Source organism: Sphaerochaeta sp. (assembly GCF_050256055.1).
Lineage (GTDB): Bacteria > Spirochaetota > Spirochaetia > Sphaerochaetales > Sphaerochaetaceae > Sphaerochaeta.
On sequence record NZ_JBFWIJ010000004.1, the window covers coordinates 37253 to 63609 of the forward strand.

A 26357-nucleotide genomic window follows, 5' to 3' on the forward strand; every position below is an offset into this window, starting at 1 on the left:
TGGAATGTAACGTGTGGGGTCCAAACGCGTCAAAGCAATCGTACCCTTGGAGAACCCAAGTGGGTTGTTGCTCTGGTAAGAGATTTTTGATTAAATTTTTAATTTATTTATTAATAAGGAGATATTAACAAATATACTTATTTATTCAATCGATTCGTAAAAATTGGCACGCCTCTTGCAATATCTATTTGCGTAAGAAAACCAAACAGATATGAACACATGGAGGAAACAACATGAAATACTACGTAACCTATAACAACAGCAATCCCGTTTCGAACTTCGAATCCCTTTTCAACGACCTTTGGTCCGATTGGGGGGTAAGCTCCAACAAGATTCCGCCTGTAGACATCTATGAGACGGACAAGGCGTATGTCATCGAGGCTGAGCTTGCCGGATACAAACAGGATGATGTGCAGGTGAATGTAGACAAGCACGTGCTGAGAATCAGCAGCAACAAGCAGACACTGAAGGATGTTGACGGAAAGAAGAGTCTGGTACGCGAACGGTTCTTCAAGAAGTTCGAGCGCTCTTTCAGCCTTCCTGAGGATATCGATGAGACCAAGATCGAAGGCGAGTTTGCCGATGGCGTATTGACCATCACGCTTCTGAAGAAGGGAGAGGTACTGCCCAAGACCATCGAAGTGAAAATCAAATAATCGTCTCCGGATTATCGGACGAACCCACCCCTTGCACCGGACAGCCTGCAGTTCACTCTGCAGGCTGTCTGCATGTGGTCAGTCGAGAATGATCAGGGCGAGAAACGTCAAGGGTTCATCCTCTTCATTGCGGATTGCATGACTTGCTCCGCCTCCGGTGATGACTAAATCCCCCGCTTCAACCACTTTCTCCCCGTCGGCTTCGGTTACAATGCCTCTTCCTGAGGTAATCCAGTAGTACTCGGTTTCATTGACATGGTCATGGGTTCCGATCGAGCATCCCTTCTCGATTCGCAGTTCTGAGAAGAGGCGGCAATGTTTCACCGTTCCTTCATCGGCAATCGCCTTCATCACGACTTGCCCCGAGCCCCCGCGCATCTGGGACTTTATGGTACTGTGCATCTCACTTGCTTTCTTGATCATCGTAGACCCTCCTAGGCATAGTTTGCCAGCAGTTGCCTTCTTGGGCAATACATACTTGACACTCAGCGATGAGAATTCAATACTGACAATAATCGTGCATACGTCTAGATTGCAATGTTTTTTCTGCGATCAACCTGAAAGGGGAATGGACCGAGGAGGGGATGTATCCGAAGAGATCATGGTGAGGAGAAGACATGAACAAGATTCTTTCGAAACAGAGGCTGTCGGCTGAAGTCTTCAAAATGGAGATTGAAGCACCGGAAATCGCCGAGGCCAGGAAGCCGGGGCAGTTCATCATTCTGCAGATGGGTGGTGACTTTGGCGAGCGTATTCCCCTAACCATCGCGAATGCCGATTCCCAAAAAGGTTCGATCACGTTGATCTTCCAGGCTGTCGGAGAAACAACCCACCGTTTGGCTCTTTTGGAAGCGGGGGACTCCATCGAAAATCTGCTTGGTCCCTTGGGCAAACCCACCGATATCAAGCAATATGGGAAGGTGGTTTGCGTAGGCGGCGGCATAGGGGTCGCTCCTCTGTTCCCCATCGTACAGGGAATGAAGCAGGCCGGTAATGAAGTGAAGGTCATCATGGGGGCGAGAACCAAGGATTTGATCATCATGGAAGAAGAGATGCGTGCAACCGCCGATGAGGTGATTGTCGTCACCGATGACGGCTCCTATGGACGTAAGGCTCTGGTCACCGAACCACTGAAAGAATTGTGTGAAAACGACAAACCTGATTGCGTCGTGGTCATCGGACCGCCGATCATGATGAAATTCGGAGCTTTGACGACCAAGCCGTATGGTATTCATACCATCGTTTCCTTGAACACCATCATGATCGACGGTACGGGTATGTGCGGCGGATGTCGTGTTACCGTAGGCGGCAAGACGAAATTCGTTTGTGTCGATGGCCCGGAATTCGACGGTCATCTGGTCGACTGGGACAATATGCTGCTTCGTTTGGGAACCTATCGAAGCAAGGAGCTTGATGCACACCACCGGTGCCATATTGGGTTGAACATCAAAGAAGGGGAGGCCTAAACACCATGCATGCTACGAAAGAACAATTGGATGCCCAGGCACAAGTGCTGCTTCAGCAGTATCGGGAAAGCGAGCTCAAAGCCCGTGAACGAGCTCAGATTCCCTTGCAGGAGATGCCGACCCAGCAACCGCAGGAACGTGTCTATAATATGCAGGAAGTCGCCTTGGGGTACTCGGAGAACCAGGTGCGGGTCGAGGCGATGCGCTGTCTGCAGTGCAAGAACAAGCCGTGTATCGCAGGTTGCCCCGTCGCCATCGATATTCCTGCCTTCATAGCGGAGGCGGCCCAAGGCAATTTTACCAAATCCGTTGAGATCATCAAGGAAAGCAGTTTGCTTCCTTCCATCTGCGGTCGTGTCTGTCCGCAGGAAAGCCAATGCCAAAAATTCTGTACGGTCGGCAAGATGCACAAGGATGTCGACCAATCGGTGTCCATCGGGCGCATCGAACGGTATGTCGCCGATTATGCCAGAGAGCATGGAACCGAGACGGTTCCTGCGGTCAAGAGCGCCACCGGGAGGAAGGTTGCCATCGTGGGAACCGGTCCTGCCAGCATTTCCGCTGCTGCCGATCTCCGAAGGGAAGGTCACCAGGTGGTGATGTTCGAAGCATTGCACAAAGCCGGTGGTGTTCTGGTCTACGGTATTCCCGAGTTCAGGCTTCCCAAGAAAATCGTCGAGCACGAACTGGATAATCTTGCTTCCATGGGCGTGGTGATCAAACGCAACTATCTGGTGGGCAAGACCCGTAAGATTTCCGATTTGATGGAAAAGGATGGGTTTGACGCCGTGTTCGTGGGTTCGGGGGCAGGGCTTCCGAAATTCATGGGGATCGAGGGAGAGAACTATATCGGCGTATTCTCCGCCAATGAATATCTGACACGTAGCAATCTGATGAAAGCGTATGCGGTAGGGGAATCGCTCACTCCGCTTTTCGATTCACACAAGGTTGCGGTTTTTGGCGGCGGAAACGTTGCCATGGATGCGGCAAGGACTGCCAAGCGATTGGGTGCCGAACAAGTCACCATCGTGTATCGTCGTACCGAAGTGGAGATGCCTGCCCGTAAGGAAGAGGTTGCCCATGCAAAGGAGGAGGGAATTGAATTTCTGTTCCTCCACGCCCCGCTGAAAATCACAGCTGATGAAAAGGGCAGGGTGAACGGGGTGCAGTTGATCACCTGCGAGCTCGGTGAGAGCGATGCATCAGGGCGACGCAGTCCGGTGGAAATTCCCGGCAGCGAGCAGATGCATGCATACGATACAGTCATCATCGCCATCGGCAATGACAGCAATCCCCTGATCAAGGCAACCACCGACGGGATTGAGGTCAATCGAAGAGGAAATTTCATCGTCAATGAAGAAACCTGTGAGACCACCCTCAAGGGTGTGTACGCAGGCGGGGATATCGTGCTGGGTGCTGCTACGGTTATCTTGGCCATGGGCCAAGGTCGCAAGGCTGCAAAAGCCATGCATGCATATCTCATGAATCTGTAAGAGGAAGGCCTGGGTGGGCTTGCCGGGAGGCAAGTTCACCCCAGCTTGAAGAACCTTTATGGTTTGTGTATAGTACACAAGTGAATATTCGTAATGATTGCCGATCGGTGATCTGTCAGATTCAGGCGACTGATAAAACCAAGGCTATCTTGGAAGTGATAGATTCCTGTACTGTTTTTGCTTCTCTGCCCGATTTGGACCGCTTCAAGCGGGGGGTGCTTCGTCGTGAACGCATGCAATCGACGGGCATCGGCCATGGCGTAGCCATCGCCCATGGGAAAATTCTGGGTATCAACGAGGTCCATATTGCGCTGGGTATCAGCCGTGAAGGCATCGACTACGGAAGTGCCGACGGAATGCCGGTGCATCTGCTGTTCGTCATAGCCTCTTCACCTTCCATCCAGATGGAATATTTGGGAGCGTTGAGCGCAATTCTACGCAGTGTACGCACCGAACAGATGCGTTCGCATCTGGTGGATCTGCGCCAAAGCAAGTCGGATGAGGCTTGCCAGCGGTTTTTCTCCATGATGGCCCAGCAGCAATTCGTCTGGTACTGTCAGAATCCCCAGGTTCAGTAGAACACGCCGTTACAGAGAACCTTGTCCACCTGCATGTCCCATGCTTGCAGGGGAAGAGCATTCTGTAGTTGATGGCTTCTGCATATCCCCAAAGTCGCAGCATCCCTCCATACGGAGAGATATCTATCGTAATATCCTTTTCCTCTTCCCAGACGTTCATGGAATTTCGTATAGGCCATCGCCGGGATGATCAGCAAGGTGGTGTGGTCGGGAAACACCTCGTGGGTGCGTTCTGGTTCCAGGATGCCCAGAGCGCTTTTGTGCATGTCCTGCTGAGGATCGAATGGATGGAATTGCATCGTCCCGTCAGCCATGCAGACGGGAAGGGCAAGGTGTTTGTGTTTTCGTGCATCCTCCAAGACAGGAAGGATATTTACTTCAGAATCGAGCGGGTGGAAGGCGAAAATCCATTGTGCAGTTTGATAGAGCGTACTGGAAAGCAGTGCTCGACAGCTTGCCTCATCCTCCAAGGAGAAGTCATGACCCCGCATTGTCCGTTCGAGGTGCTTGAGCTGGGTTCTGAGTAGGTGTTTTGCATCCATACCATGACTATAGCACAATGCCAAGTACGCAGAGTATGCAGACGATGCACAGGAGGAAAAAATCGGTTCTGGTATAGTCGAGCCGGTTCCGTTTCCGTGAAGGGTCGAAAGATCTCGCTTCCAGGGCAAGGGAGAGATCCTCGGCTTTGTCCAAAAGCAGGCTGAAAATGCTGGTGGATAGGCCGGTAATTACAGTATAGGGATTCCTTCGTTTTTCCAGGCGTGCGGAGCGTGCACTCATGACCTGTTCGGCGGCATCGAAGATCATGGGCAACAGGGATAAGGTGAGTTCGATGCTGCTGGCAATCATCCAACCGTTGATGAAAGGGATGTGGTCGAGCAGACTGCCCAGGGAACGGGCAAGGTCGTCGGGAGCGGTGCTGTCGGCGATGAGCAGACCGCACAGGATGATGGATATGAACCGGAGAAAGGCAAGCAATGCCGATCCCCAGTCTTTTGCAGCAATGTATTCGGTGATGAAGATGAGTATGAGCAGGAAGATGAAGAAGCGAAGTTCCCGTTTGTAGCTGTGGATGGGGAGCCGTTGCAGCAATGCCGCCAGGCTGGTGACCGTAACGAACAGTATTGCTCCGGACAGGGAGGTGGACAGCAGCACCAGACAGATGAGGATGACCGAGAAGAACTTGGTGACGGGATTGCAACGGTTGAGGAACCGGTTCTGATGCCGATAGTGGAAGATCAGCGCTTCAGCCATGAGAGCTCCTCGATGATTGGGTTGGAGGGGAGATAGATCCCGTGCTCCGTCAGTCTGGGGAGCACCGATTCCGGACTCCCTTCTTCTGCCAAGGTGCCATGCTCGAGGACCAGGACCTGATCTGCATGTGCGAGGGTCTTGTCGACTTCATGGCTTACCAGAACGATGGTATGCCCCTCCTGTTGCAGGTGAAGCAGGGTAGAAAGCACGCTTACCACCGATCGATAATCAAGATTGGCGAACGGTTCATCCAAGATCAGGAGCTTGGGGTCCATTACCAGCACACCGGCAACCGAGAGTCTGCGTTTCTCCCCTCCACTGAGTGTTCTGGGCCGCTGGTTGCGCATCGGATGGAGGTCCATCAGCGACAACGTTTCTTCCAATCGGGTGTTTTGGACTTCCTTGGGGAGATTGAGGTTTTCCATGCCGAAGCGGATGTCCTTCTCCACGGTCTGCCCGACGATCTGGGTGTCGGCATCCTGAAATACCAATCCGATGGCTTGCATGCGCTGTTTCGGATGGCCGGTAACGTCGACCCCTTCCAAGACGATGGTCCCTGCCGAGGGTTGCAACAATCCTTTCAATACACGAAGCAACAAGCTTTTCCCTGAGCCATTAGGGCCTACAAGCAAGGTAAACGAGCCTTTGGGTATGGAAAAAGACACCTGTTTGAGGATCTGTCTTTCCTTCGAGAAGGAGAATGTAAGATTTTCAACTGATAGAATCGGTGTTGCGGTAGTGCTCATGTCGTTCTGACTGTACCAGATGGTACTTCTTTGGGCAAGATTCCCGGATTTCTTGAAAAGGTGTTGACAAGAATTCAGTAATTAGGGTATACAAGAGGACGTTGACGCCGCTTTAGCTCAGTTGGTAGAGCAAAGGACTGAAAATCCTTGTGTCCTCAGTTCAATTCTGAGAGGCGGCAGACAGAGAACTCCTCTCCCCTTCGGGACGAGGAGTTTTGTATTTTCAGCTGTTGTATGTGCGTATGGCGGAGTATACTGGTTGCAATTGACTGAAAGGAGACACTCGTATGCCCGATAGGGAAGTACAAACCATCCGTGATTTGATATTGTACCAGTATGCCAAAATCATCGCACGATCAGCATTTGGAGCCGAATACAAGAAGCGCGCCTATGGCTTCATCAAGACAAAATTCCGAGATTTACGCGACAACAGGCAAAAGTGGTCCGATATCCTACGGGAGGACAAGGAATTGGTGAATGCTGAAAAAGTTTGTGCCTATTGCGGCAGCACCGAGCATCTGCAATGGGAACATATCGTACCCCGATCGCTTTCGATCAATGAACGATGTGCAGGATGCGACCATATCCAAGGGATCCATAACCAAATCTGGGCATGCCGAACCTGTAATACCCGAAAAGGGACCATGGGGCTGTATCGTTTCATGCAGGTGCTGCATCCGGATGCCAAGCCTTTCTCCGACTGCATTCCCCCGCTTCTGGAAAAGAAGTACCTCAAGACGATCTGGTATTGTCATCAATGTAACGGCAGCCTTGATTGGAATGGGGATGGGAAGACGTTGGATGTGTTTGATCTGGATCTCAGTTGATGTGGTAACCAAGTATACTTTTTCCTGTTGTATGCCGTGAAATTAGGTTCGGTTGTACGAGTGTTTTTCCTCACTTGGGTTTCCCTTTTGTTTCTCAATAGTTGCTGTCAGCTATCTGGTTGTTACTTTTGATTTGCATCAGAAAGCCATACATATCTGAGGCAAGTTCTGCCGGATCACTTGATAATTCATGAAATTTTTATCATTTGTTTGTAACGAATGCCGTATAATACGGTATTCTATCATCGTGACTATCCAAAAACGTTTGTATCTGTCGAACATCTTGATGATCATAGTTCCGGTAACCATCACCATCGTGACGGCATTCATCTGCTTGCTCATTCTCTGGACTGTCTTGGGACGAACGACCGGGCTGGGTTTCAGCGATAGCCAGGATTTCCAACAGGCGCAGGGAACCATCACCTTGGCAGTGAAGGAGATTCTGCGAACCAATCCGGATGAGCAGAAAGAACGTCTCAATTCCCTCAGCCGGTTGCTCGATGATGCGTCGATGTCCGTCACCATTCTGGAGGATGGCAAGGCACTGTACCAATATGGGGCGACCAGCGATAAGGATGCGCTTCTGATCACGGCAATTGATGCAATGGGTGAGGGAGGGTCCCTTTCCACCACCGACCGTAGTCTCTTTGCCGATACCCTCGTTTCAAAAGGGAATACATACCAATTGTATTTGTTCAGTACTCCCAGACGGTATGCCTATACTACCTTGAAGGTGGTATTCGCCTTGTCACTTTTGATTTTGGTGGCGGTCATCGTACTTTCCGTATATGCGACCAACCTGTTTTTAACCAAATTTGTCTTCCAGAAAATCAACCGACCACTGAATATCCTTACCGACGGTGTCCACCAGATCCGTGACGGCAATCTCTCCTATCGAATCATCTACGAAGGTGATGACGAATTTGCAGCCATCTGTGCCGATTTCAACGAAATGGCTGTGAAGCTGAAACACTCGGTGGAACAGACTCGGTTGCATGAGGAAAGTCATAAGGCATTGGTGGCTGAACTTTCGCATGACTTGCGCTCCCCGTTGACATCGATTCAAGCGTATGTATCCGGCTTGCTGGATGGTATCGCTCCTACTGAGGATGCCCGTCATCGGTATCTGCTCACCATTCAGAAGAAAGCCGAGGAAATCCAGCATCTCGTATCCCAGATGTTGCTGTTCTCAAAAATGGAGTTGGATGAATACCCGTTGCATCTTGATTCCTTGGATTTGAAGCAGGAACTGCTTCAGTTCTTCAGCGAAGCCCAAAGTGAATATGAAGCACAAGGGCTCGGCGTCACGTACGAACTTTGTGATGCACATGTCAGTGTTGACCGGGCTGCCCTGCATCGTGTCTTGAACAATATCCTGGACAACAGCGTCAAATACAAGTCCAATCAGCAAGGGAAGATGCACGTCGTACTTTCGGATACAGGCGATGGCTACCAGTTGAGCATGACCGATGATGGCCCGGGAGTCGCCTCTGATTCCCTCGCCAAACTGTTTGATTTATTTTATCGCGAAAGTGCTTCACGGCAAAATCCCCAAATGGGGAGCGGGCTTGGATTGGCCATTGCTGCGAAGATCATAGAACGGATGGGGGGGACGATACGAGCAGAACTTGCCTATCCCCATGGTTTGTCCCTACTCATCCGCCTTCCGAAGGAACCTGGAAATGTACCGAATACTGATCGTTGAAGATGACCTGTCTATCGCCACCATCATTGAGGAATACCTGAGATTCGACGGATTCTCCGTATCCATCGCCTCTGAAGGTCCGGCCGGCTTGGCCCAGGGAATGAGTGGGATGTTTGATCTCATTCTCCTGGATGTCATGCTTCCCGGCATGGACGGATTCACCGTCTGCCGCAAGTTGCGGGAAACCTTGGATATCCCCATCCTCATGGTTTCAGCAAGGCAGGAGGATATCGATAAGATCAAGGCCCTGGGCCTTGGTGCCGATGACTACATCGAGAAACCATTCACCCCCAGTGTCCTGATCGCAAAGATCAAGGCGCACATAACCCGGTATGAGCGATTGAAAAACACCACCAAGCGCACTTCCCGCATCAGCATGGGTGGAATCATCATCGATACGGACACCCATCGGGTGTTTCTCGAGAATCAGGAAATCGAGCTGAAGAACAAGGAATACGAACTGTTGCTGTTCTTCATGTTGCATCCCGGCTCGGTTTTCAGCCGTGAATCCTTGTATGAGGAGATTTGGGGTATGGACGCACTGGGGGACAACACTACGGTGGCGGTGCATATCAACCGGTTGCGGGAGAAGATCGAGAAGGATTCCTCAAACCCCCGTTATATCCAGACTGTTTGGGGTGTAGGGTACCGTTTTTCTGAATCGGTTTAAACTTTTGTTAACATTACCCTAAATTTAGTTTATGTTTCTCTGTCAAAGTACGGGTGTACAAAGGAGTAGACCCATGAAAATTTTGCTTACATCAGATGTATACAAACCGACCACAAATGGAGTCGTTACTTCCTTGGTGAATCTTCAGCAAGGCCTGACCCAGTTGGGGCATGAGGTGCGGATCCTCACCCTTTCGGAGTCGCATACTACCTATTATAAGGATGGAGTCTGGTATCTCAGCTCCTTGAACTCAGGCACGATTTATCCGGGAACCCGGGTGAGGGACACCCTTGCCAGGAAACCCTTGAAGGATTTGATCAACTGGAGACCCGAGGTGGTACACTCACAAAATGAATTCAGTACCTTCCCGCTCGCAAAGCGAATAGCCCATGCGGTGGGAGCACCCTTGGTGCATACCTACCATACCCTGTATGAGGATTACACCACCTATTTCTCTCCCAATGAGAGGATGGGAAGGGTTCTTGCCCAGCTGTTCACCAGGCGAATCCTTGCAAAGACGGACGCCGTCATCGCCCCGACTTCCAAGATCGAGCGATTGCTCCGTTCCTACGGTGTGGAAAAACCCATTGCGGTGATTCCTTCCGGTATCGACCTTTCCCGATTCGCTCCTGCTGATGGACAAGACGCAAATCAGTTGCGCGCGAGATTGGGGATTCCCCAGGATAACCAAGTGATCGTATACGTCGGCCGGTTGGCAAAAGAGAAAAACATTGATGAATTGATCGACAATTTCTCAGCGACTGCCGATGACAAAAGCACCCTGCTTCTCGTAGGGGACGGACCACAGCGTCCTTTGTTGGAAGAGCAGGTGAAATCCCTCGGTCTTGGAAAGCGAGTTATCTTTGCAGGAATGCAGAAACAAGAGGATATTCCAGCCTTTTATCGGCTGGGTACCGTTTTTTGCAGTGCCTCAACCAGTGAGACCCAGGGTCTTACGTATGTGGAAGCCTTGGCAGCAGGGATCCCGGTGCTCTGTCGTGCAGACGATTGTCTGGATGATTTGGTGCAGGATGGGATCAATGGATGGCAATATCATACAAAAGAAGAGTACAGAGACCATCTGGCAAGGTTGCTTGCTGATAAAGCACTCCAAGACCGGCTTTCATCTGACGCGCTTCGTTCCAGCTCTCGGTATGATCGTATAGCTTTTGCACAGTCGGTGGCTGATGTATATGAGTCGTTGGTAGCCGAACGGGCCAGCCTGGGTAGGATATCGGCATGACAAAGAAAATCATCAACATCCTCTCGATCATCGGCCTTGCAGCCAGTTTGGGATATGGCATCTATTTGTGGAAAACAGGAGTTCTCACCTCCTTGAGTTCATTGCATACCTATGTGGCCGGGTACGGATCCTGGTCAGCCCTTTTCTTTCTTGCATTCCAAGCCATCCAAGTGGTGCTTCCCATCCTTCCCGGCGGGCTGGGTTGTTTGGTCGGGGTCCTGGCCTTCGGTGCATTGAAAGGATTTGTTTTCAACTATGTCGGCATTGTCGCCGGGTCCTTGGCGGCTTTCGCCTTGTCCCGGTATTATGGGAGGCCGTTGCTCTACCGATTCTTCTCCACACCCTTGATCGAGAAATACGATCGGTGGATGGAAAAGAAAGGCCGGTTTGCCCGTTGGCTTGCCGTTCTGATCTTCTTTCCGGTTGCCCCGGATGACTATCTTTGTTTCCTTGCAGGAACGACCACCATTTCCTGGCGTTCCTTCACCACCATCATCGTACTGGGGAAACCTTTCTCCATCGCCCTGTACAGCCTCGGACTTACGACCCTGTTCACACATCTCATTACATGGAATTAGGATTATGAATCGCAAATATATCGTTGTTTCTTTGGTGCTTCTCGTCGCATCTTCTCTCTTGTGGGCAAATCCGCAGGATCTTCTTTCCCTTTCCCAGACTGAATGGACGAAACTTTTGGATGGCCAGAACCTCACGAAGTCGGTCATTTGGAAGGACTCGGTGGCATCCTTGGCACCTTCGGGTTCGATCGCCCAGGAAAAGACCAAGGAAGCGGAAGCACGTGCGAAAGGGATTTCAGTAGCCTCACTTGCCTTGGTTCCCTATCCGAAGAATTGGGTGAACCAAAGCGAGGAACAACGGAAATTGGAATTGTACAATCTCCTGCACCAAGTCTCCACACTCCAAGGACTCGAGTATGGTGATGCGAAGAAGAAAGTACTCTTTTCCGAGTCCTATACCATCAAGAACCCGGAGGACAAGAAATCAAGGGTAGCCGATCCAATTGTCCAGACATTACCGTCCGCTGATACGACCTATGTCTGTCAGGAGGATTCGATCTTCGGGAAGAACATTTACCAACATACCTATCAGATTTCCCAAGATGAAGTCTTTGTGGACATAACCAATCTGACTACGATGAAATTCCTCGGCATCTCATTCGTGAAACCCAAGGATATGTCGCTCTACCTATCTGCAACCCAAACCAAGGATGGAATTCTCCTGTATACCAGCACCACCCTTGCCACTACTGAGCCGAAGGTGTCGTTCCTGTTCTGGAGTTTCAATTTGGCCGATGAATCGATGAACCGAATCGTTGCGTACCAAGATTGGTTCAAGACACAGGTATAAGCATGAAAGTATTCCTGTATTCCGGATCGTGGAATCTGGTCAGACAAAGCGGGGTGGGGCAAGCTCTCCTCCATCAGCAGGCGATGCTCGCCTCCAAAGGCGTAGCCACCACCCGTGTGTGGGAAAACGATGCCTCCGTCATCCATGTGAATACCGTTTTCCCAGACACGGTCAGGGCGGTGCACAAAGCAAGGAGAAAGGGCATGCTTGTTGTACGCTATGCCCATTCCACCATGGAGGATTTCAAGCAGTCCTTTGCTTTTTCCAATGCATTGGCGCCAGTATTCCGTCGTTGGATCCGGTTTCTGTACCAGCAGGGGGATGTGGTGGTGACCCCTACTCCCTATGCTAAAAGACTCTTGGAATCCTATGGGGTCACCCGACCCATCATAGCACTCTCCAACGGTGTCGATACCACCCGATTTTTCCCGAGCAAGGAGAAACGAAACGCCTTCCGTACACAGTTCGGCATCGCCAATGATGAGCTGGTGGTGATCAGTGTAGGGCATTTCATTGAACGCAAAGGCATTCTGGACTTTCTGGAATTGGCGAAGCGCATGCCTTCGGTTACCTTCCTTTGGTTCGGTCATACTTCGCCTTCGCTGATGACCAAGCAAGTGAAACAGGCGATGCAGGAAAAGAGTGAGAATGTCCGATTCCCCGGTTACATCGACCAGGATGCTCTCTCGCAGGCATATTGTGGGGCGGACCTTTTCCTGTTCCCCAGCCATGAGGAGACAGAGGGCATCGTAGTGCTCGAGGCCCTGAGCAGCTCAGTGCCTGTGGTTGTACGCGATATTCCGGTCTACGAGGGTTGGCTGGTCGACGGAAAGAATGTATTCAAGGCACAAACGCTGGAAGATTTCCAACGGATCATTGCCCAACTCGGGGAAGGGACGCTTGTTGATCTGACTGAAGCAGGCCGTCAGGTGGCACAAGAACGTAGTATCCCCGCTATTGCCGACCGGATGATTGAGATCTATCGTCAATTCAGTGCGGCGCAGGGACTTGCCCGAGAGGAATCAGAACATGCTGACAAACTATGAGCTGAGGATTCTGGATGCACTGCAATCGATTCATACCCCGTTTCTTGATTGGTTGATGGTTTTCTTCACCACCCTTGGCGACTATGGCTTGATTTGGATCCTCCTGGCGGTCATTCTGACAATTCTTCCCAAGACGCGACGGATGGGCATCGCCCTCATGATCGCACTGTTGCTTGATGTGTTGGTCAGCAATATATGGTTGAAGAATTTTGTCGCGCGTCTACGGCCGTGCGAAGTCAACCCGTCGGTTTCCCTCTTGATCCCCAGACCTTTGGATTATTCGTTTCCCTCCGGTCATACCGCTGCTTCGTTCACCGCCTCGTGTACCTTGCTGGGAATGAAAAGTCGGTTGGGTTGGCCGTCATTGCTGGTATCTGTGTTGATAGCATTTTCCCGTCTCTATTTGTATGTGCATTATCCCACCGATGTACTTGCCGGCATGCTGGTTGGATTCAGCTTGGGGGCTTTGGTTTCCTCCCTTTCCAACGTGCAAGCCTCCACCCATGCCCGAAAACTGATGCATCAGGCTGGCCGCTAAGCGCACTTGGTGCCATCGCTTTTGCTTTTTAGGGAAACCTGGGGTATGATGGACTCTGACAGGAGGGCAAGATGGATGCTCTGAGAGCCCGATATGAAGCGATCACAACTGATGCAAGTACCGAACAGCGTGCATTGACCGCACAGGCTTTGGTCCGTCGACAGTATATGCCGATGACCATCCTCTCCGTCCCAAATTTCTTCTCTTTTACAAAAGAGGACATGCTCAAGGAGTTCGATCGCGTGGCAGCCTTGCCCGAAGCAAGTGAGGAGCTTCGGGCGGTCATTGCGCTGGATGATGCAGGAGAGATCAAAAAGAAACATCTGACCGTTCTGTTGAACCAGTATGAGCTGCTCTGTGCACTCAGACGCAATGATCCTGAGGCTTGGGCATTGATCAACGAATTATACGAGGATGATTGAATGGCCTTCACCTGTAATGCATGTGCAAACTTCACTTCACCCTGCCTGCATAATGTTCCTCTGTTTCAGCATCTTGATCCATCACAGATTCGTGCCGTCCAGAGCTTGATCATCCAACATACCCTGCCAAGTGGGCAGGTTTTGCTGCGTGAAGGCGAGCGTTCTGATCGCTTGTTCATCGTCAGGTATGGATCGCTCAAGGTGGTTCGGTATGGAAGCGAGGGGACCGAATATGTCCTCGATACCCTGTTTCCCGGTGATTTTTATGGAGGTGACACCCTGTTTTCCCAAGGGCGGGTGGCCCAAACCGTCATTGCCGAAGGGGAATGCGGCATCTGTACCATAACCGGAGCACACCTTGAGCAACTGATGCTCTTTACCCCGCAGATTGCCTTGAAAGTGATCACCTACCTCAACACCAAACTGGAGCAATACCGCCTGCAGGTTGAAATGCTTTCCACCAAGGACGTAGAGAAGCGGTTGTGCATGTATCTGCTCGACCGTAGTCGGCGATCCGACTCCTTGGAGTTGTCGATCAGTCAGGAGGATGTGGGCAATGCAATTCATCTGACCAAGGAAACCGTCAACCGCAAGCTTGCTTCCCTCCAGACTCAGGGGTTGGTGAAAGTCAAGGGAAAACGAAAGCTGCAGATCATCAACATGCGAGGTTTGCAGGAACAGGCATATTGATGAAATTTTTTTGAAAATTGATTTGAATCATAGTTGAGGAGTGTAGAGCGTAGTATGGTAAGGGTATCCAGAAGAAAATCATTGAACGAGGAGTCATCTATGAAAAATACAACCCTTGCTGAACTGGTTCGCCGGCATCCATTGGCAACCACATTCCTGAATGAAAGACACATCGACTATTGCTGCGGCGGTAATTCCATGCTCTTTGAGAGCATCCAGGCGAAAGGATATGAGACGCAAGCATTTCTTGCCGAGCTTGAGCAATATCTTATCGAGGAGGAAGCCAAATTCAAACCGACCATCCCAGACGATCTGTACACCATGGATGTGCCTTCTTTGATCACCCATCTTGAAGTCACCCATCACCGGGATGAACGGCAGCTTTTTTCTGCCATAGATGAAAAAATTACCACCATCCTATCAGTGCACTACCAGCACCACAAAGCGGAGTTGATTGAAGTCTTCCGGTTATACAGTGACTTGAAGAAGGAGCTGGTCATCCACTTTGCCCAAGAAGAGCAACAGGTGTTCCCCCTCATGCAAGCGCCTGTTACGGTCGAATCGCTAGCCCAAGTGGAAGCACTGGAGGATGACCACAAGGCGGCAGGTGAAATCATCAAGGCCCTGGAACGTGCAACCCACGACTTCAGTACCCCCTCTGATGCATGCCCCACCTATGTGGCGACCTATGCTCTGCTCAAACAGCTGGTCGAGGACATTTTCCTGCATATCTACAAGGAGAACAGCATTCTCTTTCCAATCTTTGAACAAGGAGTCAACGCATGAAACGACACATCAAGAACAATGTCTGGTGGGTGGGAAGGATCGACTGGGAGCTGAAGACCTTCCATGGGGACGATTATTCTATCAACCATGGGTCGAGCCAGAACGCATACCTCATCCAAGAAGGGAAAACCGTCTTGATCGACACCATCTGGAAGCCGTACGAAAAGGAATTCAGGGATAACCTGGAGAAAGAGATCAACCTGGGCTCCATCGATTTCATCGTGATGAACCATGGGGAAGTCGACCACAGCGGCAGTCTTCCCTATGTGATGGAAAAGATCCCCAACACCCCGATCTATTGCACCGCCAACGCAGTGAAATCCTTGGTAGGGCAGTACCATCATCCCGAATGGAACTTCAAGGTGGTAAAGACCGGTGACAGCGTCGATATCGGCAACGGAAAGCGTCTGGTGTTCGTGGAAATGCGGATGCTGCATTGGCCGGACAGCATGGCCACGTATCTGACCGAGGACAATATCCTGTTTTCCAATGATGCCTTCGGGCAACATTACGGAGTGGAGGAGCTGTTCAACGATAAAGCCGACCAATGCCTGCTTGCCGAGGAGGCCATGAAGTACTATGCCAACATCCTTACTCCATTCTCTGCATTGGTCAAGCGCAAAATTGAGGAGATTGTCGCCTTGAACCTGCCCATCGATATCATCGCACCAAGTCATGGGGCGATCTGGCGTGATAATCCCCTGGAGATCGTACAGAAGTATGCAGCTTGGGCGGACAACTATCAGGAAAACCAGATTACCATCGTGTATGATACGATGTGGGATGGGACCAAACAGCTGGCACATGCGCTGGCGAGCAGAATCCAAGCGATCAGCTGCGATACAGTGGTGAAGGTGTTCAACATCAGCCAGACGGATAAGAACGATATCATGACCCAGGTCTTCAAGTCAAAAGCCATCGCCGTCGGATCTCCTACGGTGGGCAAGTCGATTCTTTCCTCAGTCGGCGGGTGGTTGCATTTTTTGACCGAGTTGCAGTTCAAGCAGAAGAAGGCTGCGGTTTTCGGATGTTACGGTTGGAGCGGGGAAGGCAACGCCACCCTCACAGAGGCACTCGGCAAAGCAGGTTTTTCGGTGGTTGAAGCCCAGGCAAAGGTCAATTGGAACCCGACGGCGGAGGATTTGGACCACATGCAGGCGGTAGCCGAGGCTTTGTGCAGATAAGTCCGTCGTTTCTTGTACAGTGTTTTCTGAATATGTTACATTCAAGACGGAGTGTGTATGCAGCAAACAGGTACGAAAGCCTTGCATTATGAGACGCTCGTCTCTGCAGTCAAGGGCTCGGAAGCGACAGCAAGCCAGGCATTTGCAGCTGCAAATGCCGCCTTCGATGTCACCGAACCCCTGTTGTTGCATATCAACGAATACGCAACATTTCTTGGGGTGGATGCATCACTGGTCAGCGAAGCCTACTATCGGTGTCGGCCCCTGTTTGAAGAGATGGATGACTCGATGGTGGTGCTCGACCCGGAAAGTCCGTTCTGGCCGAAGCAGATCGACAATTTCGCCTATGTTCCGCAATTTCTCTATGCACAGGGCAACGTGAGTCTGCTCAAAGAACCTTCGGTTTCCGTCATCGGGACCCGCTCCCCATCCTTGGAGGGGCGGCAACTTGCCCAGAGGACTTCCTTGGAACTCGGGCAAGCCGGATTTGCGGTTGCCAGCGGTCTGGCGCTGGGCATCGATGGGGTTGCGCATAAGGCGGCGTTGGGTCTCGGGTATCCGACCATCGCCGTCATCGGGACGCCCCTGGGATCATATTACCCCGGCGAGCATGAAGAACTGCAGAAACAAATCAGCCGCCAAGGGTTGGTGGTAAGCAGGTTCTCTCCCGCTGCCAAGACGCAAAAGTGGCATTTTCTGCTGAGAAACCGCTTGATGAGCGCCCTCAGCTTGGCATCGGTGGTGGTTGAGGACCGTGATGGAGGAGGGGCGGTAAGACAGGCTTCGTTTGCCCTTGAACAGAAGCGGTATCTGTTCATCTATCAAGAAAGCGTGGACAACCAAAGTGTACTTTGGCCCAGGCAATTCGCAGGCAAAAGCCGAGTCTTCGTCATCAAGAAACCGCAGGATCTTCCCCGTCTGCTCAACCAGGCACTGAAGAACAAGGACGGGGTGGGAAAACCCAAACAAAAGGCAGTGCAACTTGACCTGTTTGGCTCAGGGTCTCCTTGACATGAAAACGGGAGGGAGACTACTATCTGTGGTATTATGAAAAAACAGCTGACTGCCAACGAATTACGCCAAAAATTCATTGATTTCTTTGTATCAAAAGACCATGTCCAGATCAGTGGAGCTTCCCTGATTCCGGAGAACGATCCCACCGTACTCTTTACCACCGCCGGCATGCATCCTCTGGTACCGTATATCCTGGGAAGCGAGCACCCATCGGGGAAGCGCTTGACCGATTATCAGAAATGCATCCGGACCGGAGACATTGAAGCGGTCGGAGACCCGCATCATCTCACCTTTTTTGAGATGCTGGGGAACTGGTCCTTGGGTGATTACTTCAAGAAGGAAGCCATCGCATACAGCTTTGAATTCCTTACCGAGGTCCTTGGTTTGGACATCAGCCAGCTTTCGGTCACCGTTTTTGCCGGTGATGATTTGGTCGGTCGCGATGAGGAGGCTGCAACAGCCTGGGAAAACTATGGTATTCCACGCGAGCGCATCTATTTCCTCCCCCGTGAGGACAATTGGTGGGGCCCTGCCGGAGAAACCGGTCCCTGTGGTCCGGACAGTGAGATGTTCATCGATACCGGACGCCCTGCCTGTGGTCCCGACTGCCGTCCGGGTTGTTCCTGCGGCAAGTATTTCGAGATTTGGAATGATGTGTTTATGGGCTACAAGAAGAATGCCGACGGTACCTACGAGGAAATGCAGCGCAAATGCGTCGACACCGGTATGGGAATTGAGCGGACCATCGCGATTCTCCAGGGAAAAAAATCGGTCTATGAGACTGAGGTTTTCCGCCCGATCATCGCAGGGATAGAGGCGTTGTGCCACAAAACCTACGGAAGCAATGAGGAGATCGATACTTCCATCCGTATCCTCGCCGACCATATAAGAACCAGCGTTTTCATTCTTGGTGACCAACGGGGTGTCGCCCCCTCCAATGTCGGACAAGGCTACATTCTTCGCCGTCTGATCCGCAGGGCGGTACGGCATGGCCATAAGCTCGGCATCGACGGGCCTTTCCTCGGAAACCTCGCTCTGGTCGTGCTGGACCTGTATGGGAAACCGTATCCCGAGTTGCTGGACAACAAGGAGTTCATTCTCAAGGAACTTGCACAGGAAGAAGCCAAATTCAGTGAGACCCTGGCAAAGGGAGAGCGTGAATTCGAGAAAATGCTGCCAAACTTGATGAAGGGCAATAGCCGTCAGATCAGCGGACGTACCGCCTTCAAGTTGTATGATACGTACGGATATCCAATCGAGCTCACCAAGGAATTGGCGGCAGAACATGGTTTCACCGTTGATGAGGCAGGCTTTAAGGAAGCGTTTGAGAAACACCAGGAGATCAGCAGAAGCGGAGCCGAACAGCAGTTCAAAGGCGGGCTTGCCGATCATAGTGAACGGACCACCGCCCTGCATACGGCGACGCATATGCTGCATAAGGCCCTCAGGACCATCCTGGGAGAACATGTCGGGCAGAAGGGGTCGAACATCACTGTCGACCGCCTCAGGTTCGATTTCACCCATCCTGAACCGATGACCGCACAGCAGATCCAGGCAGTCGAGGACATGGTCAATGAGCAGATTGCACGGAATCTTCCGGTCACCTGTGAAACGATGAGCTTGGAGGAAGCCAGGGCACAAGGCGCCATTGCATTCTTCGACAGTAAATACGGCGAACAGGTCAAGGTCTATACCATCGGAGATTTCTCCAAGGAAGTCTGTGGTGGACCCCACGTGGAAAATACCCGTGAAATGGGGCATTTCAAGATTCTCAAGGAGCAGTCGTCCTCAGCCGGGGTGAGGAGAATCAAGGCAATTCTGGAGAAATAACTCCATACTTGACGAAATGCAACGAGGGCAGGGATGATTTCCTGCCCTCGTTCATTACTTGTGCCATTTTTGGATTGCTCAGTCGTCCTGCTCGTCGAGCATCAACTCATATTCCAATCCCTTGTTCAACGGGACGGCGAGCTGTCCGCATGCCCCGTTGATCTCCCGTCCCCGGGATCGGCGGCGGGTGTAGTTCACATGCATGTGGTCCAGATAGGATGTGAATCGGTCTATCTCCTCCTCTGTGGGAGTGGTGTAGGGCAATCCTTCCGCCGGATTCCAGGGAATCAGATTCACCACCACATCAAGATCCTTCACATATGAGGCCAGCTTCTTTGCGTTCACCTCATCGGTGTTGGTACCCGAAAGCATACAGTACTCGAAGGTGAACCGTTTGCCCCCTACGCGTTGAAAGTGAATCAAGGCTTTCTTCAATGCATTGGTGTCCCAGCTCCGGTTGACCGGCATGATGCGCGATCGTTGCAGATTATCCGCAGTCACCAGGGAAACGGCCAGCTTCACGGGAAGTTTCTGCTCCGCCAGTTTGAGGATGCCCGGTACCACCCCGCAGGTGGAGATGGTGATCCTTCTGAGGCTGAGATTGAACGTGTCGGTTTGATGGAAGTACCGAATGGAACGGGTGACTGCACTAATGTTGGCCAGCGGTTCGCCCATTCCCATGTAGACGATGTGCGTGATCGGTTCATCGCTTACCTTCAGAAGATGGATGTATTGCTCGATGATCTCTTCGGTGCTGAGATTTCGTAACAGACCCATCGTACCGGTTCGGCAGAAGGTGCAGCCCATGGCACATCCCACCTGGCTGGAGAGGCATGCCGTATGTCTGCCCTTCTTGTCAACGAGCAGTACGCACTCGACGACTTTCCCATCGTACAGCTGAATCCCCATTTTGGTCGCACCGCTTTCATCGGTTTCGGTGGTCTGGATGGTAGAGGAGGCGGCACTCGGCATCAAGGCGGAGAGCCGCTCCCGTTCGTTTTTGGGAAGATCGGTCATTTGGTCGAAAGAAAAGACACCTTTGACCAGCCAATTGAATATTTGCTTTCCGTAAAATCGCTTGGGAAGTGCAAGCACTTCAACAAGGGTGTCGGGATCGAGTCCATAGAGTGATAAGGGAAGGTTGGTTTTCTGTTGCATTACCGTAGTATACCTATTTGAGCATGGAAAGGATAGCAATCGCCACACCGGTGATGCCTTCGCCTCCCAGCAGGCCGCTGGCGATCAAGCCGGTTTGTTCATTGAGTTTCTCCTTGCTGGTCTTCTTTCCAAATACGAATTTCAACAATGACGAGACCAAGGCTCCCAGACCCATGATGGAGGATATGTAGATCGGAAGGTAGACACCCAGTCCCAACGTTGCACTAGGGAGTTTTGCCAGGAACAGTACCAACCCGATGCCCAACCCGATGAGGAAGGCCGGAACATGGCTCAAGCCGCCTACCATCGCCGATACCGCTGCCGCCTGGGGGGCGGGGAGCTCAGCGGTTCCGAATCCTCCGAAGGATGCTTTCATGATCAGCAGGACGAAGACTGAAAGCACGGCTCCGATTACACCCCCGATGCCTTCCCCCAGAATTTGCTGGCGTGGATCGGTTTTCAATAGATAGCCGCTTTTCAAGTCGTTCATGACATCCCCGGTAAGCCCGCAAGCTACTGCAACGATTGCTGCAATGCCGAAAGATGCGATCAGTGAGGGGTTCGAGATCAACTGGATGACCAGAAGCACCAGGATGCCGAAGATTTCCATCGGGTTGATGCCTGTCTGCCCGGTCAACATGCCCGACAAATACGTGGCCAGGTAGATGCCTGCCATCAATACAAGGGCTTCAATTAATCCCAGTTCTGTTCCGAGTGCAAGCAGGATGACTGCAAAGAACAGGATGAGGATGATGAGCAGCCGATTGGTGGAGGACATTTTCGGTGTTGCTTCTTCCAGTTTTTTCTGAGCCAGCAGACGGGAGGCAACCGCCTTGAAAAATACTCCCAGACCGGTCCCGATCATCAGACCGATACCGAGATTGGAACGGAAGACATCGGCTTGGGCCATGGAATCGAACAATCCACTCTGGATACCGATCGGGGTGAGCAGATAATAGCCGAGGATCGCCCCACCGAACCAGACCAGCGCATACAGCGGTCCGATGATCGACCCAATTCCCATCGCCATGGGAGAAACCCACAGGGAAAAGGAGGGGAAGAGCGCATTACCCTTGAAAAGGGTCAACAATGCAGGTATTTTGCCGAAGCCATCGCGGAGGATGGTGAAAACCACCGAGCCGCCCATGGATGCGAAGAGGGTCCGTGCTCCGGCTCCGCCTTTGCTTCCTGTTTGCAGGGTGTTGTAACTCGCAATTCCCATCGGATAGGGAAGCGCCTCCTCGATAATCAGTTTCTTGCGGAACAACGCAGAAAACAAGGTACCGAGAATTGCCCCAACCACTGCAAGAATGATCAGACTGGGGATCGAAAAGGAAGCGTTCGGATCGAGCATCCATAGACCGGGCAGGGTGAATGCCAGACCGCCGGCAACCATTGCACCACTGCTCATGATGGTATGGGTAACGTTGATTTCCTGAAGTGTCGATCCCTTGGCTTTCTTCAATGCTGCCAGGCTGACGACGGTCACGAAGATGGTGGGCCAGGGAAGGGCCCCCATGCGCAACGCTACATACATCGAGCTGGCGGTGATGACCAACAAACCCAGGATGCCTATGATCAAGCCGCGTACGGTTAGGTGTCTGTTCATATTTCTTACACTTCCTCTCTTTCTGTATGGTATCGAGGTTTTTCCAAAAACGCTAGGGGTCAGACTTTCTGCAAGGGATATGGTTATGCTTCCCTGTTCAAGAACTGTCACCTATGGTATATTCTAAATCACCATAACACGGTAGGAAACGTCCTACAAAGGGAGAATGCGTATGAAAAAAGTTTTACTTGCTTTGATTCTTGTAGCACTTGTCCTGATTCCTGTTGCTGCTGCAACCGAAGGGACCGCCCAGACCGATCTTGCCATTGGATTGAACCTCGGTACCAGTGCAAGTATCTCCGGCCAGTATCGTATGGATAATTTTGACATCATCGCCAATCTTGGATTTGGTTTTTTGTCTGATTACCTTTCTGTTGATGGGGCTGCCAATTTCAAGGTAGCTGAATTTGATATCGACAAGGCCCATTTCAATGTGACCGTTGGTGGTGGTGCCTATATCGGCATTCCTCTGAGTTCCGGAAAGGGATTTGGTCTTGCCGCCATTGCACCGGTGGGTGTCGTGTACAACCTTGAAAACAAGGATGTGCCGCTTGATCTGTACCTCAGGGTGGTTCCCGGATTGTGGATCACACCGAATATTGACTTCTACTACGACGCCTATATCGGTGCCATGTGGAGATTCAACTAACCGCGTACCTTCGCTAGGGTATTGCACAGGTGCCTTCCTTTCGGGGTTGGCACCTTTTTTCTTTGTTCAGGAGATTCTGAATGCGTTCAGTTTGCCTTGGAAGCGTTGCTGCAACCGCGTGCGGACGATGATTCCTTCCTCCGTGTACTCTATGCTCTCGACTTGGCCGAACCGATGGATGTGGGCAACCAGGTCATGCCGGTGGTTGGGAATCATATACGTGGTGGTGGGGCAAAGTTCATGCAAAGTTGCTCCGATCTGTACGAGCAGAGCATCCAATCCTTGTCCTGTCTTGATCGACGTCTCCAAGACCGGGCTGTACATCGACTTCAGCCGTGTTACGGCGAAGCTGTCCAGCACCATGTCCATCTTGTTCGCAAGGACAATGGCAGGTTTGTCGGTGCATCCCAGTTCCTCGAGCACCTGGACGGTGGTGGTGTAGCTGCCCAGCATGTCCGGATGGGATGCATCGCACACAATGATCAGGAAATCCGCATAGGTTGCCTCTTCCAAGGTGCTTTTAAAGGCATCGACCAGGGTATGCGGTAAGTCTGATACGAACCCGACGGTATCGGAGAGCAGAATTTCCTCCCCGCCGGGCAATTTCACCATCCGGGTGGTCGGATCGAGGGTTGCGAACAACTTGTCCTCAACCAATACCCCTGCGTTGGACAAAGCATTCAACAAGGAAGATTTTCCGCTGTTGGTGTAGCCTACGATGGCGCCGGTGGGAATATTGCCGTTCATCCGTTGGCTTCGTTGGATCGAACGCTGCTGGACTACTTTCTCCAATTGGCTCTTCAGCCAGACGATCCTGTCCTGGACTTGGCGACGATCAAGTTCCAGCTGGGTTTCCCCTTCGCCACGGGTGCCTTTGACGCCGCCTTGCTGACGGGAAAGATTGGTCCATCGGCGGGTCAGGCGGGGAAGTGAATATTCCAAACGTGCAAGTTCGACTTGGAGCGCAGCTTCTTTTGTGGCTGCACGATCAGCGAATATCTGCAGGATCACCTCATCACGATCGATTACGCAGGTTTCCCATTCCTTTTCCAAATTGCGTTGCACCCGTGGGTTGATCCCTTGGTCGAAGATGACCAGATCGACGCCGATCTCTTCAATAAGCAACTTGATCGTCTGTACCTTGCCGCTTCCGATCAATGTGGCACTGTTTTGTTGGCGCAGGGCTATGTACTCGGTTCTCACCGACTCAGTACCCATGGTGTCGACCAAGGCTTTCAGTTCCTCTGCTCTGCGGCTTGCCGCTTGCATTGTTTCGGTAGGGGGGACAAGGATGAGCAAGAGTGCCGTTTGTTGTTCTTCCTTGGTCTGGTAGAGATGTTTTCCCTTCAGGGAGGGCTCTTGTGAGCCATTGCTGTAATCGATACCCATTGCCGTTGACTATAGGGCTGGTTAACGCGCAAGTCAATATGTGCTACACTGCCTTCGCTGGCTCCACTGAGCCGATAATGAGGTATATCATGGGTTTAAATTGCGGCATAGTAGGACTTCCCAATGTAGGCAAGTCGACCATTTTCTCAGCTTTGACGGCAGCGCCTGCCGAAGTCGCGAACTATCCGTTCTGTACGATTGATCCCAATGTGGGAATTGTTTCGGTCCCCGACCCACGCTTGGATCGGATTGTGGAATTGATCCCGCCTGCACGGGTGGTTCCAGCCACCTTCGAGTTCGTCGATATCGCCGGATTGGTTGCAGGAGCTTCCAAAGGGGAAGGGTTGGGCAACCGATTCCTTGCTTCCATCCGGGAAGTAGGCGTCATTGCGCATGTGGTACGTTGTTTCGACAACGGCGACATCATCCATGTCAACAACCGCATCGACCCGGCAAGCGATATTGAGACGATCAACATCGAGCTTGCATTGGCTGATTTGGATACGGTGACCAATCGTTGGGCAAAACAATCAAAATTGACTCGTTTGAGCAAGGAAGCACAGAAAGAGAGTGAGAAAACGCTTCCCCTACTCACCAAACTCAAGGACTGTCTGGAACAAGGGCATTCAGCCCGGTCATTGCGTCTTGAGGAAGAGGAGCTCGAACTGGTCCGGGATCTTCATCTGATCACCCTCAAGCCGGTCATTTATGTCTGCAATGTGGATGAGAACGGGATTGTTGAGGAAAATGATTATGTACAGGTCGTCCGTTCGATCGCAGAGGCGGAAGGTGCCGAGGTGGTGATGATCTGCGGGAAGATCGAATCGGAAATCGCCGTATTGGAAACTGAGGAAGAGAAACAGGAATTCCTTGAAGCCGTCGGGCTGCAGGAATCGGGATTGAACCAATTGATCCGCAGTGCTTATCACATCCTGGGGATGCGCACTTTCTTCACGGCGGGCTCTGATGAGGACCGGGCCTGGACGTTCCATGCCGGGTATAAGGCACCGCAGGCTGCCGGGGTGATCCATACGGATTTCGAACGCGGGTTCATTAAGGCAGAAGTATACAACTGTGAGGACTTGTTCCAATACAAGACTGAACAGAAGGTCAGGGAAGCAGGGAAACTGCGGATGGAAGGCAAGGAATACATCGTCCAGGACGGGGATATCATGCACTTCCGTTTCAACGTATAACATGCCTTCCGGTTCGACGGGGATGTATATTCCCTGTCGGGCTCGCTGGTGTTCTCAGCTTACCATTGGACGCTGAAGGTGATCGGCTTGCTGAGCAACAGGAAGTCGATCAACGGGAAACTGAACTCATAGACGGTGTCTGAGATTTTCTTGCCCCCGTTGAATCCAACAATCGGTTTGGGGGTTTGGATGCGTAGCGTAATGACCGATTGCTTGATGGCATCCGGTCCTTCGGCGCCCAGCATGAAGCTGATCATATCCAGGTAATCCGCTTCGCTCAACCCTTGGTTGTAGACCGGACCGAACGCTTCGAAATTCTGGTCGGCGAGGAAGGGGATGACCGGGACGAGCTGGTTGTAGTTGTCCATGGAGAGGAAAAAGGTCATCGAATTGGGTTTCAGGGTAAGCAGTGTCTGGTCTGCACCGGCACCCAGATCGGTCATCAGCTTGTTCAGGTCGCTGAATACGAATGTCCCTTCGTAGGCGTTGGCATTGAGTTTTTCCAACTGTACCCGATCGGTGGCTGAACTGTTGTTCAAAGCCTTCTCGAAATCACCGATTGCCTTGTCCATCAAGGATGCATCGCCTTCCTTGGGTACGAATTCGCTGAAGTCCTGCAGGACGGCTATGAAGAAATCCTCAACCGTAAAATTGAAGGCTGAGGCATGGTTCTGAGAATCGTTGAAACTGAGATTCTCGGTGACGGTACAACCTGTGCTGAAAACAAGGGTGAGCAAAAGCAGCACCACCCAAATACTGAGTTTCTTTACCTGATTCACTGATCTGTTCCTTATGCTTACTGTACGTGATTTTGGTCTGCTTCTCAACAGGAAGTTT

28 protein-coding genes and 1 tRNA gene are annotated in these 26357 nt (G+C 51.5%); 21 read left to right on the forward strand and 8 right to left on the reverse strand.

What is annotated here, in order from left to right; all coding sequences use genetic code 11:
- The first annotated feature begins 233 nt into the window (after nt 1-233).
- Nucleotides 234-656, forward strand: coding sequence for an Hsp20/alpha crystallin family protein (locus AB7C91_RS02385; RefSeq protein ID WP_428588983.1), 423 nt, complete (start codon nt 234-236; stop codon nt 654-656).
- 78 nt (nt 657-734) lie between these two features.
- On the opposite strand, the gene AB7C91_RS02390 is transcribed toward AB7C91_RS02385, so the two are convergent.
- On the reverse strand, nt 735-1079 hold the full coding sequence (locus AB7C91_RS02390; protein WP_428588986.1) for a cupin domain-containing protein: 345 nt from the start codon (nt 1077-1079) through the stop codon (nt 735-737).
- A 194-nt stretch (nt 1080-1273) separates the two neighbouring features.
- Here AB7C91_RS02390 and AB7C91_RS02395 point away from each other — a divergent pair, with 194 nt between their 5' ends.
- The 3 genes from AB7C91_RS02395 (at nt 1274) to AB7C91_RS02405 (ending at nt 4193) form a co-directional block, all read left to right on the forward strand.
- Complete coding sequence (locus AB7C91_RS02395; protein WP_332448195.1) at nt 1274-2122, forward strand: sulfide/dihydroorotate dehydrogenase-like FAD/NAD-binding protein; 849 nt, start codon at nt 1274-1276, stop codon at nt 2120-2122.
- A 5-nt stretch (nt 2123-2127) separates the two neighbouring features.
- Nucleotides 2128-3615 (forward strand): NADPH-dependent glutamate synthase, encoded by a 1488-nt coding sequence (gene gltA, locus AB7C91_RS02400; protein ID WP_428588989.1) that lies wholly within the window; start codon nt 2128-2130, stop codon nt 3613-3615.
- 80 nt (nt 3616-3695) lie between these two features.
- The gene (locus AB7C91_RS02405) at nt 3696-4193 is read left to right on the forward strand and encodes a PTS sugar transporter subunit IIA (RefSeq protein ID WP_332448197.1); all 498 of its coding nucleotides are present in this window, start codon (nt 3696-3698) and stop codon (nt 4191-4193) included.
- Here the strand turns inward: AB7C91_RS02405 and AB7C91_RS02410 are convergent.
- Genes AB7C91_RS02410 through AB7C91_RS02420 form a run of 3 tightly spaced genes read right to left on the reverse strand, consistent with a single transcriptional unit; the run spans nt 4187 to nt 6196 of the window.
- Nucleotides 4187-4735, reverse strand: coding sequence for a 5-formyltetrahydrofolate cyclo-ligase (locus tag AB7C91_RS02410; protein WP_428588991.1), 549 nt, complete (start codon nt 4733-4735; stop codon nt 4187-4189). The two genes, AB7C91_RS02405 and AB7C91_RS02410, sit on opposite strands and share 7 nt — an antisense overlap.
- A 7-nt stretch (nt 4736-4742) precedes the next feature.
- Nucleotides 4743-5450: an energy-coupling factor transporter transmembrane component T family protein gene (locus tag AB7C91_RS02415; protein ID WP_428588994.1), complete on the reverse strand. Its 708-nt coding sequence runs from the start codon at nt 5448-5450 to the stop codon at nt 4743-4745.
- Entirely contained in the window at nt 5435-6196 is a 762-nt protein-coding gene (locus AB7C91_RS02420) for an ABC transporter ATP-binding protein (RefSeq protein WP_332448200.1), read from the reverse strand. The genes AB7C91_RS02415 and AB7C91_RS02420 overlap by 16 nt, the downstream gene beginning before the upstream one ends.
- 106 nt (nt 6197-6302) lie before the next feature.
- On the opposite strand from AB7C91_RS02420, the gene AB7C91_RS02425 reads away from it, so the two are divergent.
- The 15 genes from AB7C91_RS02425 (at nt 6303) to AB7C91_RS02495 (ending at nt 19519) form a co-directional block, all read left to right on the forward strand.
- A tRNA-Phe gene (locus AB7C91_RS02425) sits at nt 6303-6375 on the forward strand.
- A 108-nt stretch (nt 6376-6483) separates the two neighbouring features.
- The gene (locus AB7C91_RS02430) at nt 6484-7023 is read left to right on the forward strand and encodes an HNH endonuclease (protein ID WP_332448201.1); all 540 of its coding nucleotides are present in this window, start codon (nt 6484-6486) and stop codon (nt 7021-7023) included.
- 247 nt (nt 7024-7270) lie between these two features.
- On the forward strand, nt 7271-8728 hold the full coding sequence (locus tag AB7C91_RS02435) for an ATP-binding protein (RefSeq protein WP_428588999.1): 1458 nt from the start codon (nt 7271-7273) through the stop codon (nt 8726-8728).
- Complete coding sequence (locus tag AB7C91_RS02440) at nt 8706-9398, forward strand: response regulator transcription factor (RefSeq protein ID WP_428589002.1); 693 nt, start codon at nt 8706-8708, stop codon at nt 9396-9398. The genes AB7C91_RS02435 and AB7C91_RS02440 overlap by 23 nt, the downstream gene beginning before the upstream one ends.
- A gap of 73 nt (nt 9399-9471) precedes the next feature.
- A complete protein-coding gene (locus AB7C91_RS02445; RefSeq protein ID WP_332448204.1) occupies nt 9472-10641 on the forward strand; it encodes a glycosyltransferase family 4 protein in 1170 nt (389 codons plus the stop codon).
- On the forward strand, nt 10638-11219 hold the full coding sequence (locus AB7C91_RS02450; RefSeq protein WP_332448205.1) for a TVP38/TMEM64 family protein: 582 nt from the start codon (nt 10638-10640) through the stop codon (nt 11217-11219). Before AB7C91_RS02445 ends, AB7C91_RS02450 begins: the two co-directional genes overlap by 4 nt.
- 4 nt (nt 11220-11223) lie before the next feature.
- Nucleotides 11224-12009: a DUF6675 family protein gene (locus AB7C91_RS02455; RefSeq protein ID WP_332448206.1), complete on the forward strand. Its 786-nt coding sequence runs from the start codon at nt 11224-11226 to the stop codon at nt 12007-12009.
- Between the two features lie 2 nt (nt 12010-12011).
- The gene (locus tag AB7C91_RS02460; protein ID WP_428589007.1) at nt 12012-13055 is read left to right on the forward strand and encodes a glycosyltransferase; all 1044 of its coding nucleotides are present in this window, start codon (nt 12012-12014) and stop codon (nt 13053-13055) included.
- Nucleotides 13039-13593, forward strand: a complete 555-nt coding sequence (locus AB7C91_RS02465; protein ID WP_428589009.1) for a phosphatase PAP2 family protein — start codon at nt 13039-13041, stop codon at nt 13591-13593. The genes AB7C91_RS02460 and AB7C91_RS02465 overlap by 17 nt, the downstream gene beginning before the upstream one ends.
- Before the next feature lie 71 nt (nt 13594-13664).
- Nucleotides 13665-14015, forward strand: a complete 351-nt coding sequence (locus AB7C91_RS02470) for a hypothetical protein (protein WP_332448209.1) — start codon at nt 13665-13667, stop codon at nt 14013-14015.
- Complete coding sequence (locus tag AB7C91_RS02475; protein ID WP_428589012.1) at nt 14016-14705, forward strand: Crp/Fnr family transcriptional regulator; 690 nt, start codon at nt 14016-14018, stop codon at nt 14703-14705.
- A 99-nt stretch (nt 14706-14804) separates the two neighbouring features.
- On the forward strand, nt 14805-15491 hold the full coding sequence (locus AB7C91_RS02480; protein WP_332448211.1) for a DUF542 domain-containing protein: 687 nt from the start codon (nt 14805-14807) through the stop codon (nt 15489-15491).
- Entirely contained in the window at nt 15488-16675 is a 1188-nt protein-coding gene (locus AB7C91_RS02485; protein ID WP_332448212.1) for an MBL fold metallo-hydrolase, read from the forward strand. The genes AB7C91_RS02480 and AB7C91_RS02485 overlap by 4 nt, the downstream gene beginning before the upstream one ends.
- Nucleotides 16676-16732: 57 nt before the next feature.
- Nucleotides 16733-17686, forward strand: a complete 954-nt coding sequence (locus AB7C91_RS02490; protein ID WP_332448213.1) for a DNA-processing protein DprA — start codon at nt 16733-16735, stop codon at nt 17684-17686.
- Between the two features lie 36 nt (nt 17687-17722).
- A complete protein-coding gene (locus AB7C91_RS02495; protein ID WP_332448214.1) occupies nt 17723-19519 on the forward strand; it encodes an alanine--tRNA ligase in 1797 nt (598 codons plus the stop codon).
- Between the two features lie 78 nt (nt 19520-19597).
- On the opposite strand, the gene rlmN is transcribed toward AB7C91_RS02495, so the two are convergent.
- Together rlmN and AB7C91_RS02505 are read right to left on the reverse strand one after the other, a co-directional pair.
- Nucleotides 19598-20677 (reverse strand): 23S rRNA (adenine(2503)-C(2))-methyltransferase RlmN, encoded by a 1080-nt coding sequence (gene rlmN / locus AB7C91_RS02500; RefSeq protein ID WP_332448215.1) that lies wholly within the window; start codon nt 20675-20677, stop codon nt 19598-19600.
- 13 nt (nt 20678-20690) lie between these two features.
- The gene (locus tag AB7C91_RS02505; protein ID WP_332448216.1) at nt 20691-22286 is read right to left on the reverse strand and encodes an OPT/YSL family transporter; all 1596 of its coding nucleotides are present in this window, start codon (nt 22284-22286) and stop codon (nt 20691-20693) included.
- 172 nt (nt 22287-22458) lie between these two features.
- Here AB7C91_RS02505 and AB7C91_RS02510 point away from each other — a divergent pair, with 172 nt between their 5' ends.
- The gene (locus tag AB7C91_RS02510) at nt 22459-22935 is read left to right on the forward strand and encodes a hypothetical protein (RefSeq protein ID WP_332448217.1); all 477 of its coding nucleotides are present in this window, start codon (nt 22459-22461) and stop codon (nt 22933-22935) included.
- Nucleotides 22936-23001: 66 nt separating this feature from the next.
- Here AB7C91_RS02510 and hflX read toward each other — a convergent pair whose 3' ends face one another.
- Entirely contained in the window at nt 23002-24324 is a 1323-nt protein-coding gene (gene hflX, locus AB7C91_RS02515) for a GTPase HflX (protein ID WP_332448218.1), read from the reverse strand.
- A gap of 89 nt (nt 24325-24413) precedes the next feature.
- On the opposite strand from hflX, the gene ychF reads away from it, so the two are divergent.
- A complete protein-coding gene (gene ychF, locus AB7C91_RS02520) occupies nt 24414-25520 on the forward strand; it encodes a redox-regulated ATPase YchF (RefSeq protein WP_428589020.1) in 1107 nt (368 codons plus the stop codon).
- Nucleotides 25521-25579: 59 nt separating this feature from the next.
- Here ychF and AB7C91_RS02525 read toward each other — a convergent pair whose 3' ends face one another.
- Entirely contained in the window at nt 25580-26299 is a 720-nt protein-coding gene (locus AB7C91_RS02525) for a hypothetical protein (protein WP_332448220.1), read from the reverse strand.
- Nucleotides 26300-26357: the final 58 nt, after the last annotated feature.

Bases quoted from the DNA above. Each gene is read 5' to 3' on its own strand.
- AB7C91_RS02385 (WP_428588983.1), top strand. From the start codon at position 234: ATGAAATACTACGTAACCTATAACAACAGCAATCCCGTTTCGAACTTC.
- AB7C91_RS02390 (WP_428588986.1), bottom strand. From the start codon at position 1,079: ATGATCAAGAAAGCAAGTGAGATGCACAGTACCATAAAGTCCCAGATG.
- AB7C91_RS02395 (WP_332448195.1), top strand. From the start codon at position 1,274: ATGAACAAGATTCTTTCGAAACAGAGGCTGTCGGCTGAAGTCTTCAAA.
- gltA (WP_428588989.1), top strand. From the start codon at position 2,128: ATGCATGCTACGAAAGAACAATTGGATGCCCAGGCACAAGTGCTGCTT.
- AB7C91_RS02410 (WP_428588991.1), bottom strand. From the start codon at position 4,735: ATGGATGCAAAACACCTACTCAGAACCCAGCTCAAGCACCTCGAACGG.
- AB7C91_RS02415 (WP_428588994.1), bottom strand. From the start codon at position 5,450: ATGGCTGAAGCGCTGATCTTCCACTATCGGCATCAGAACCGGTTCCTC.
- AB7C91_RS02420 (WP_332448200.1), bottom strand. From the start codon at position 6,196: ATGAGCACTACCGCAACACCGATTCTATCAGTTGAAAATCTTACATTC.
- AB7C91_RS02430 (WP_332448201.1), top strand. From the start codon at position 6,484: ATGCCCGATAGGGAAGTACAAACCATCCGTGATTTGATATTGTACCAG.
- AB7C91_RS02440 (WP_428589002.1), top strand. From the start codon at position 8,706: ATGTACCGAATACTGATCGTTGAAGATGACCTGTCTATCGCCACCATC.
- AB7C91_RS02445 (WP_332448204.1), top strand. From the start codon at position 9,472: ATGAAAATTTTGCTTACATCAGATGTATACAAACCGACCACAAATGGA.
- AB7C91_RS02450 (WP_332448205.1), top strand. From the start codon at position 10,638: ATGACAAAGAAAATCATCAACATCCTCTCGATCATCGGCCTTGCAGCC.
- AB7C91_RS02455 (WP_332448206.1), top strand. From the start codon at position 11,224: ATGAATCGCAAATATATCGTTGTTTCTTTGGTGCTTCTCGTCGCATCT.
- AB7C91_RS02460 (WP_428589007.1), top strand. From the start codon at position 12,012: ATGAAAGTATTCCTGTATTCCGGATCGTGGAATCTGGTCAGACAAAGC.
- AB7C91_RS02465 (WP_428589009.1), top strand. From the start codon at position 13,039: ATGCTGACAAACTATGAGCTGAGGATTCTGGATGCACTGCAATCGATT.
- AB7C91_RS02470 (WP_332448209.1), top strand. From the start codon at position 13,665: ATGGATGCTCTGAGAGCCCGATATGAAGCGATCACAACTGATGCAAGT.
- AB7C91_RS02475 (WP_428589012.1), top strand. From the start codon at position 14,016: ATGGCCTTCACCTGTAATGCATGTGCAAACTTCACTTCACCCTGCCTG.
- AB7C91_RS02480 (WP_332448211.1), top strand. From the start codon at position 14,805: ATGAAAAATACAACCCTTGCTGAACTGGTTCGCCGGCATCCATTGGCA.
- AB7C91_RS02485 (WP_332448212.1), top strand. From the start codon at position 15,488: ATGAAACGACACATCAAGAACAATGTCTGGTGGGTGGGAAGGATCGAC.
- AB7C91_RS02490 (WP_332448213.1), top strand. From the start codon at position 16,733: ATGCAGCAAACAGGTACGAAAGCCTTGCATTATGAGACGCTCGTCTCT.
- AB7C91_RS02495 (WP_332448214.1), top strand. From the start codon at position 17,723: ATGAAAAAACAGCTGACTGCCAACGAATTACGCCAAAAATTCATTGAT.
- rlmN (WP_332448215.1), bottom strand. From the start codon at position 20,677: ATGCAACAGAAAACCAACCTTCCCTTATCACTCTATGGACTCGATCCC.
- AB7C91_RS02505 (WP_332448216.1), bottom strand. From the start codon at position 22,286: ATGAACAGACACCTAACCGTACGCGGCTTGATCATAGGCATCCTGGGT.
- AB7C91_RS02510 (WP_332448217.1), top strand. From the start codon at position 22,459: ATGAAAAAAGTTTTACTTGCTTTGATTCTTGTAGCACTTGTCCTGATT.
- hflX (WP_332448218.1), bottom strand. From the start codon at position 24,324: ATGGGTATCGATTACAGCAATGGCTCACAAGAGCCCTCCCTGAAGGGA.
- ychF (WP_428589020.1), top strand. From the start codon at position 24,414: ATGGGTTTAAATTGCGGCATAGTAGGACTTCCCAATGTAGGCAAGTCG.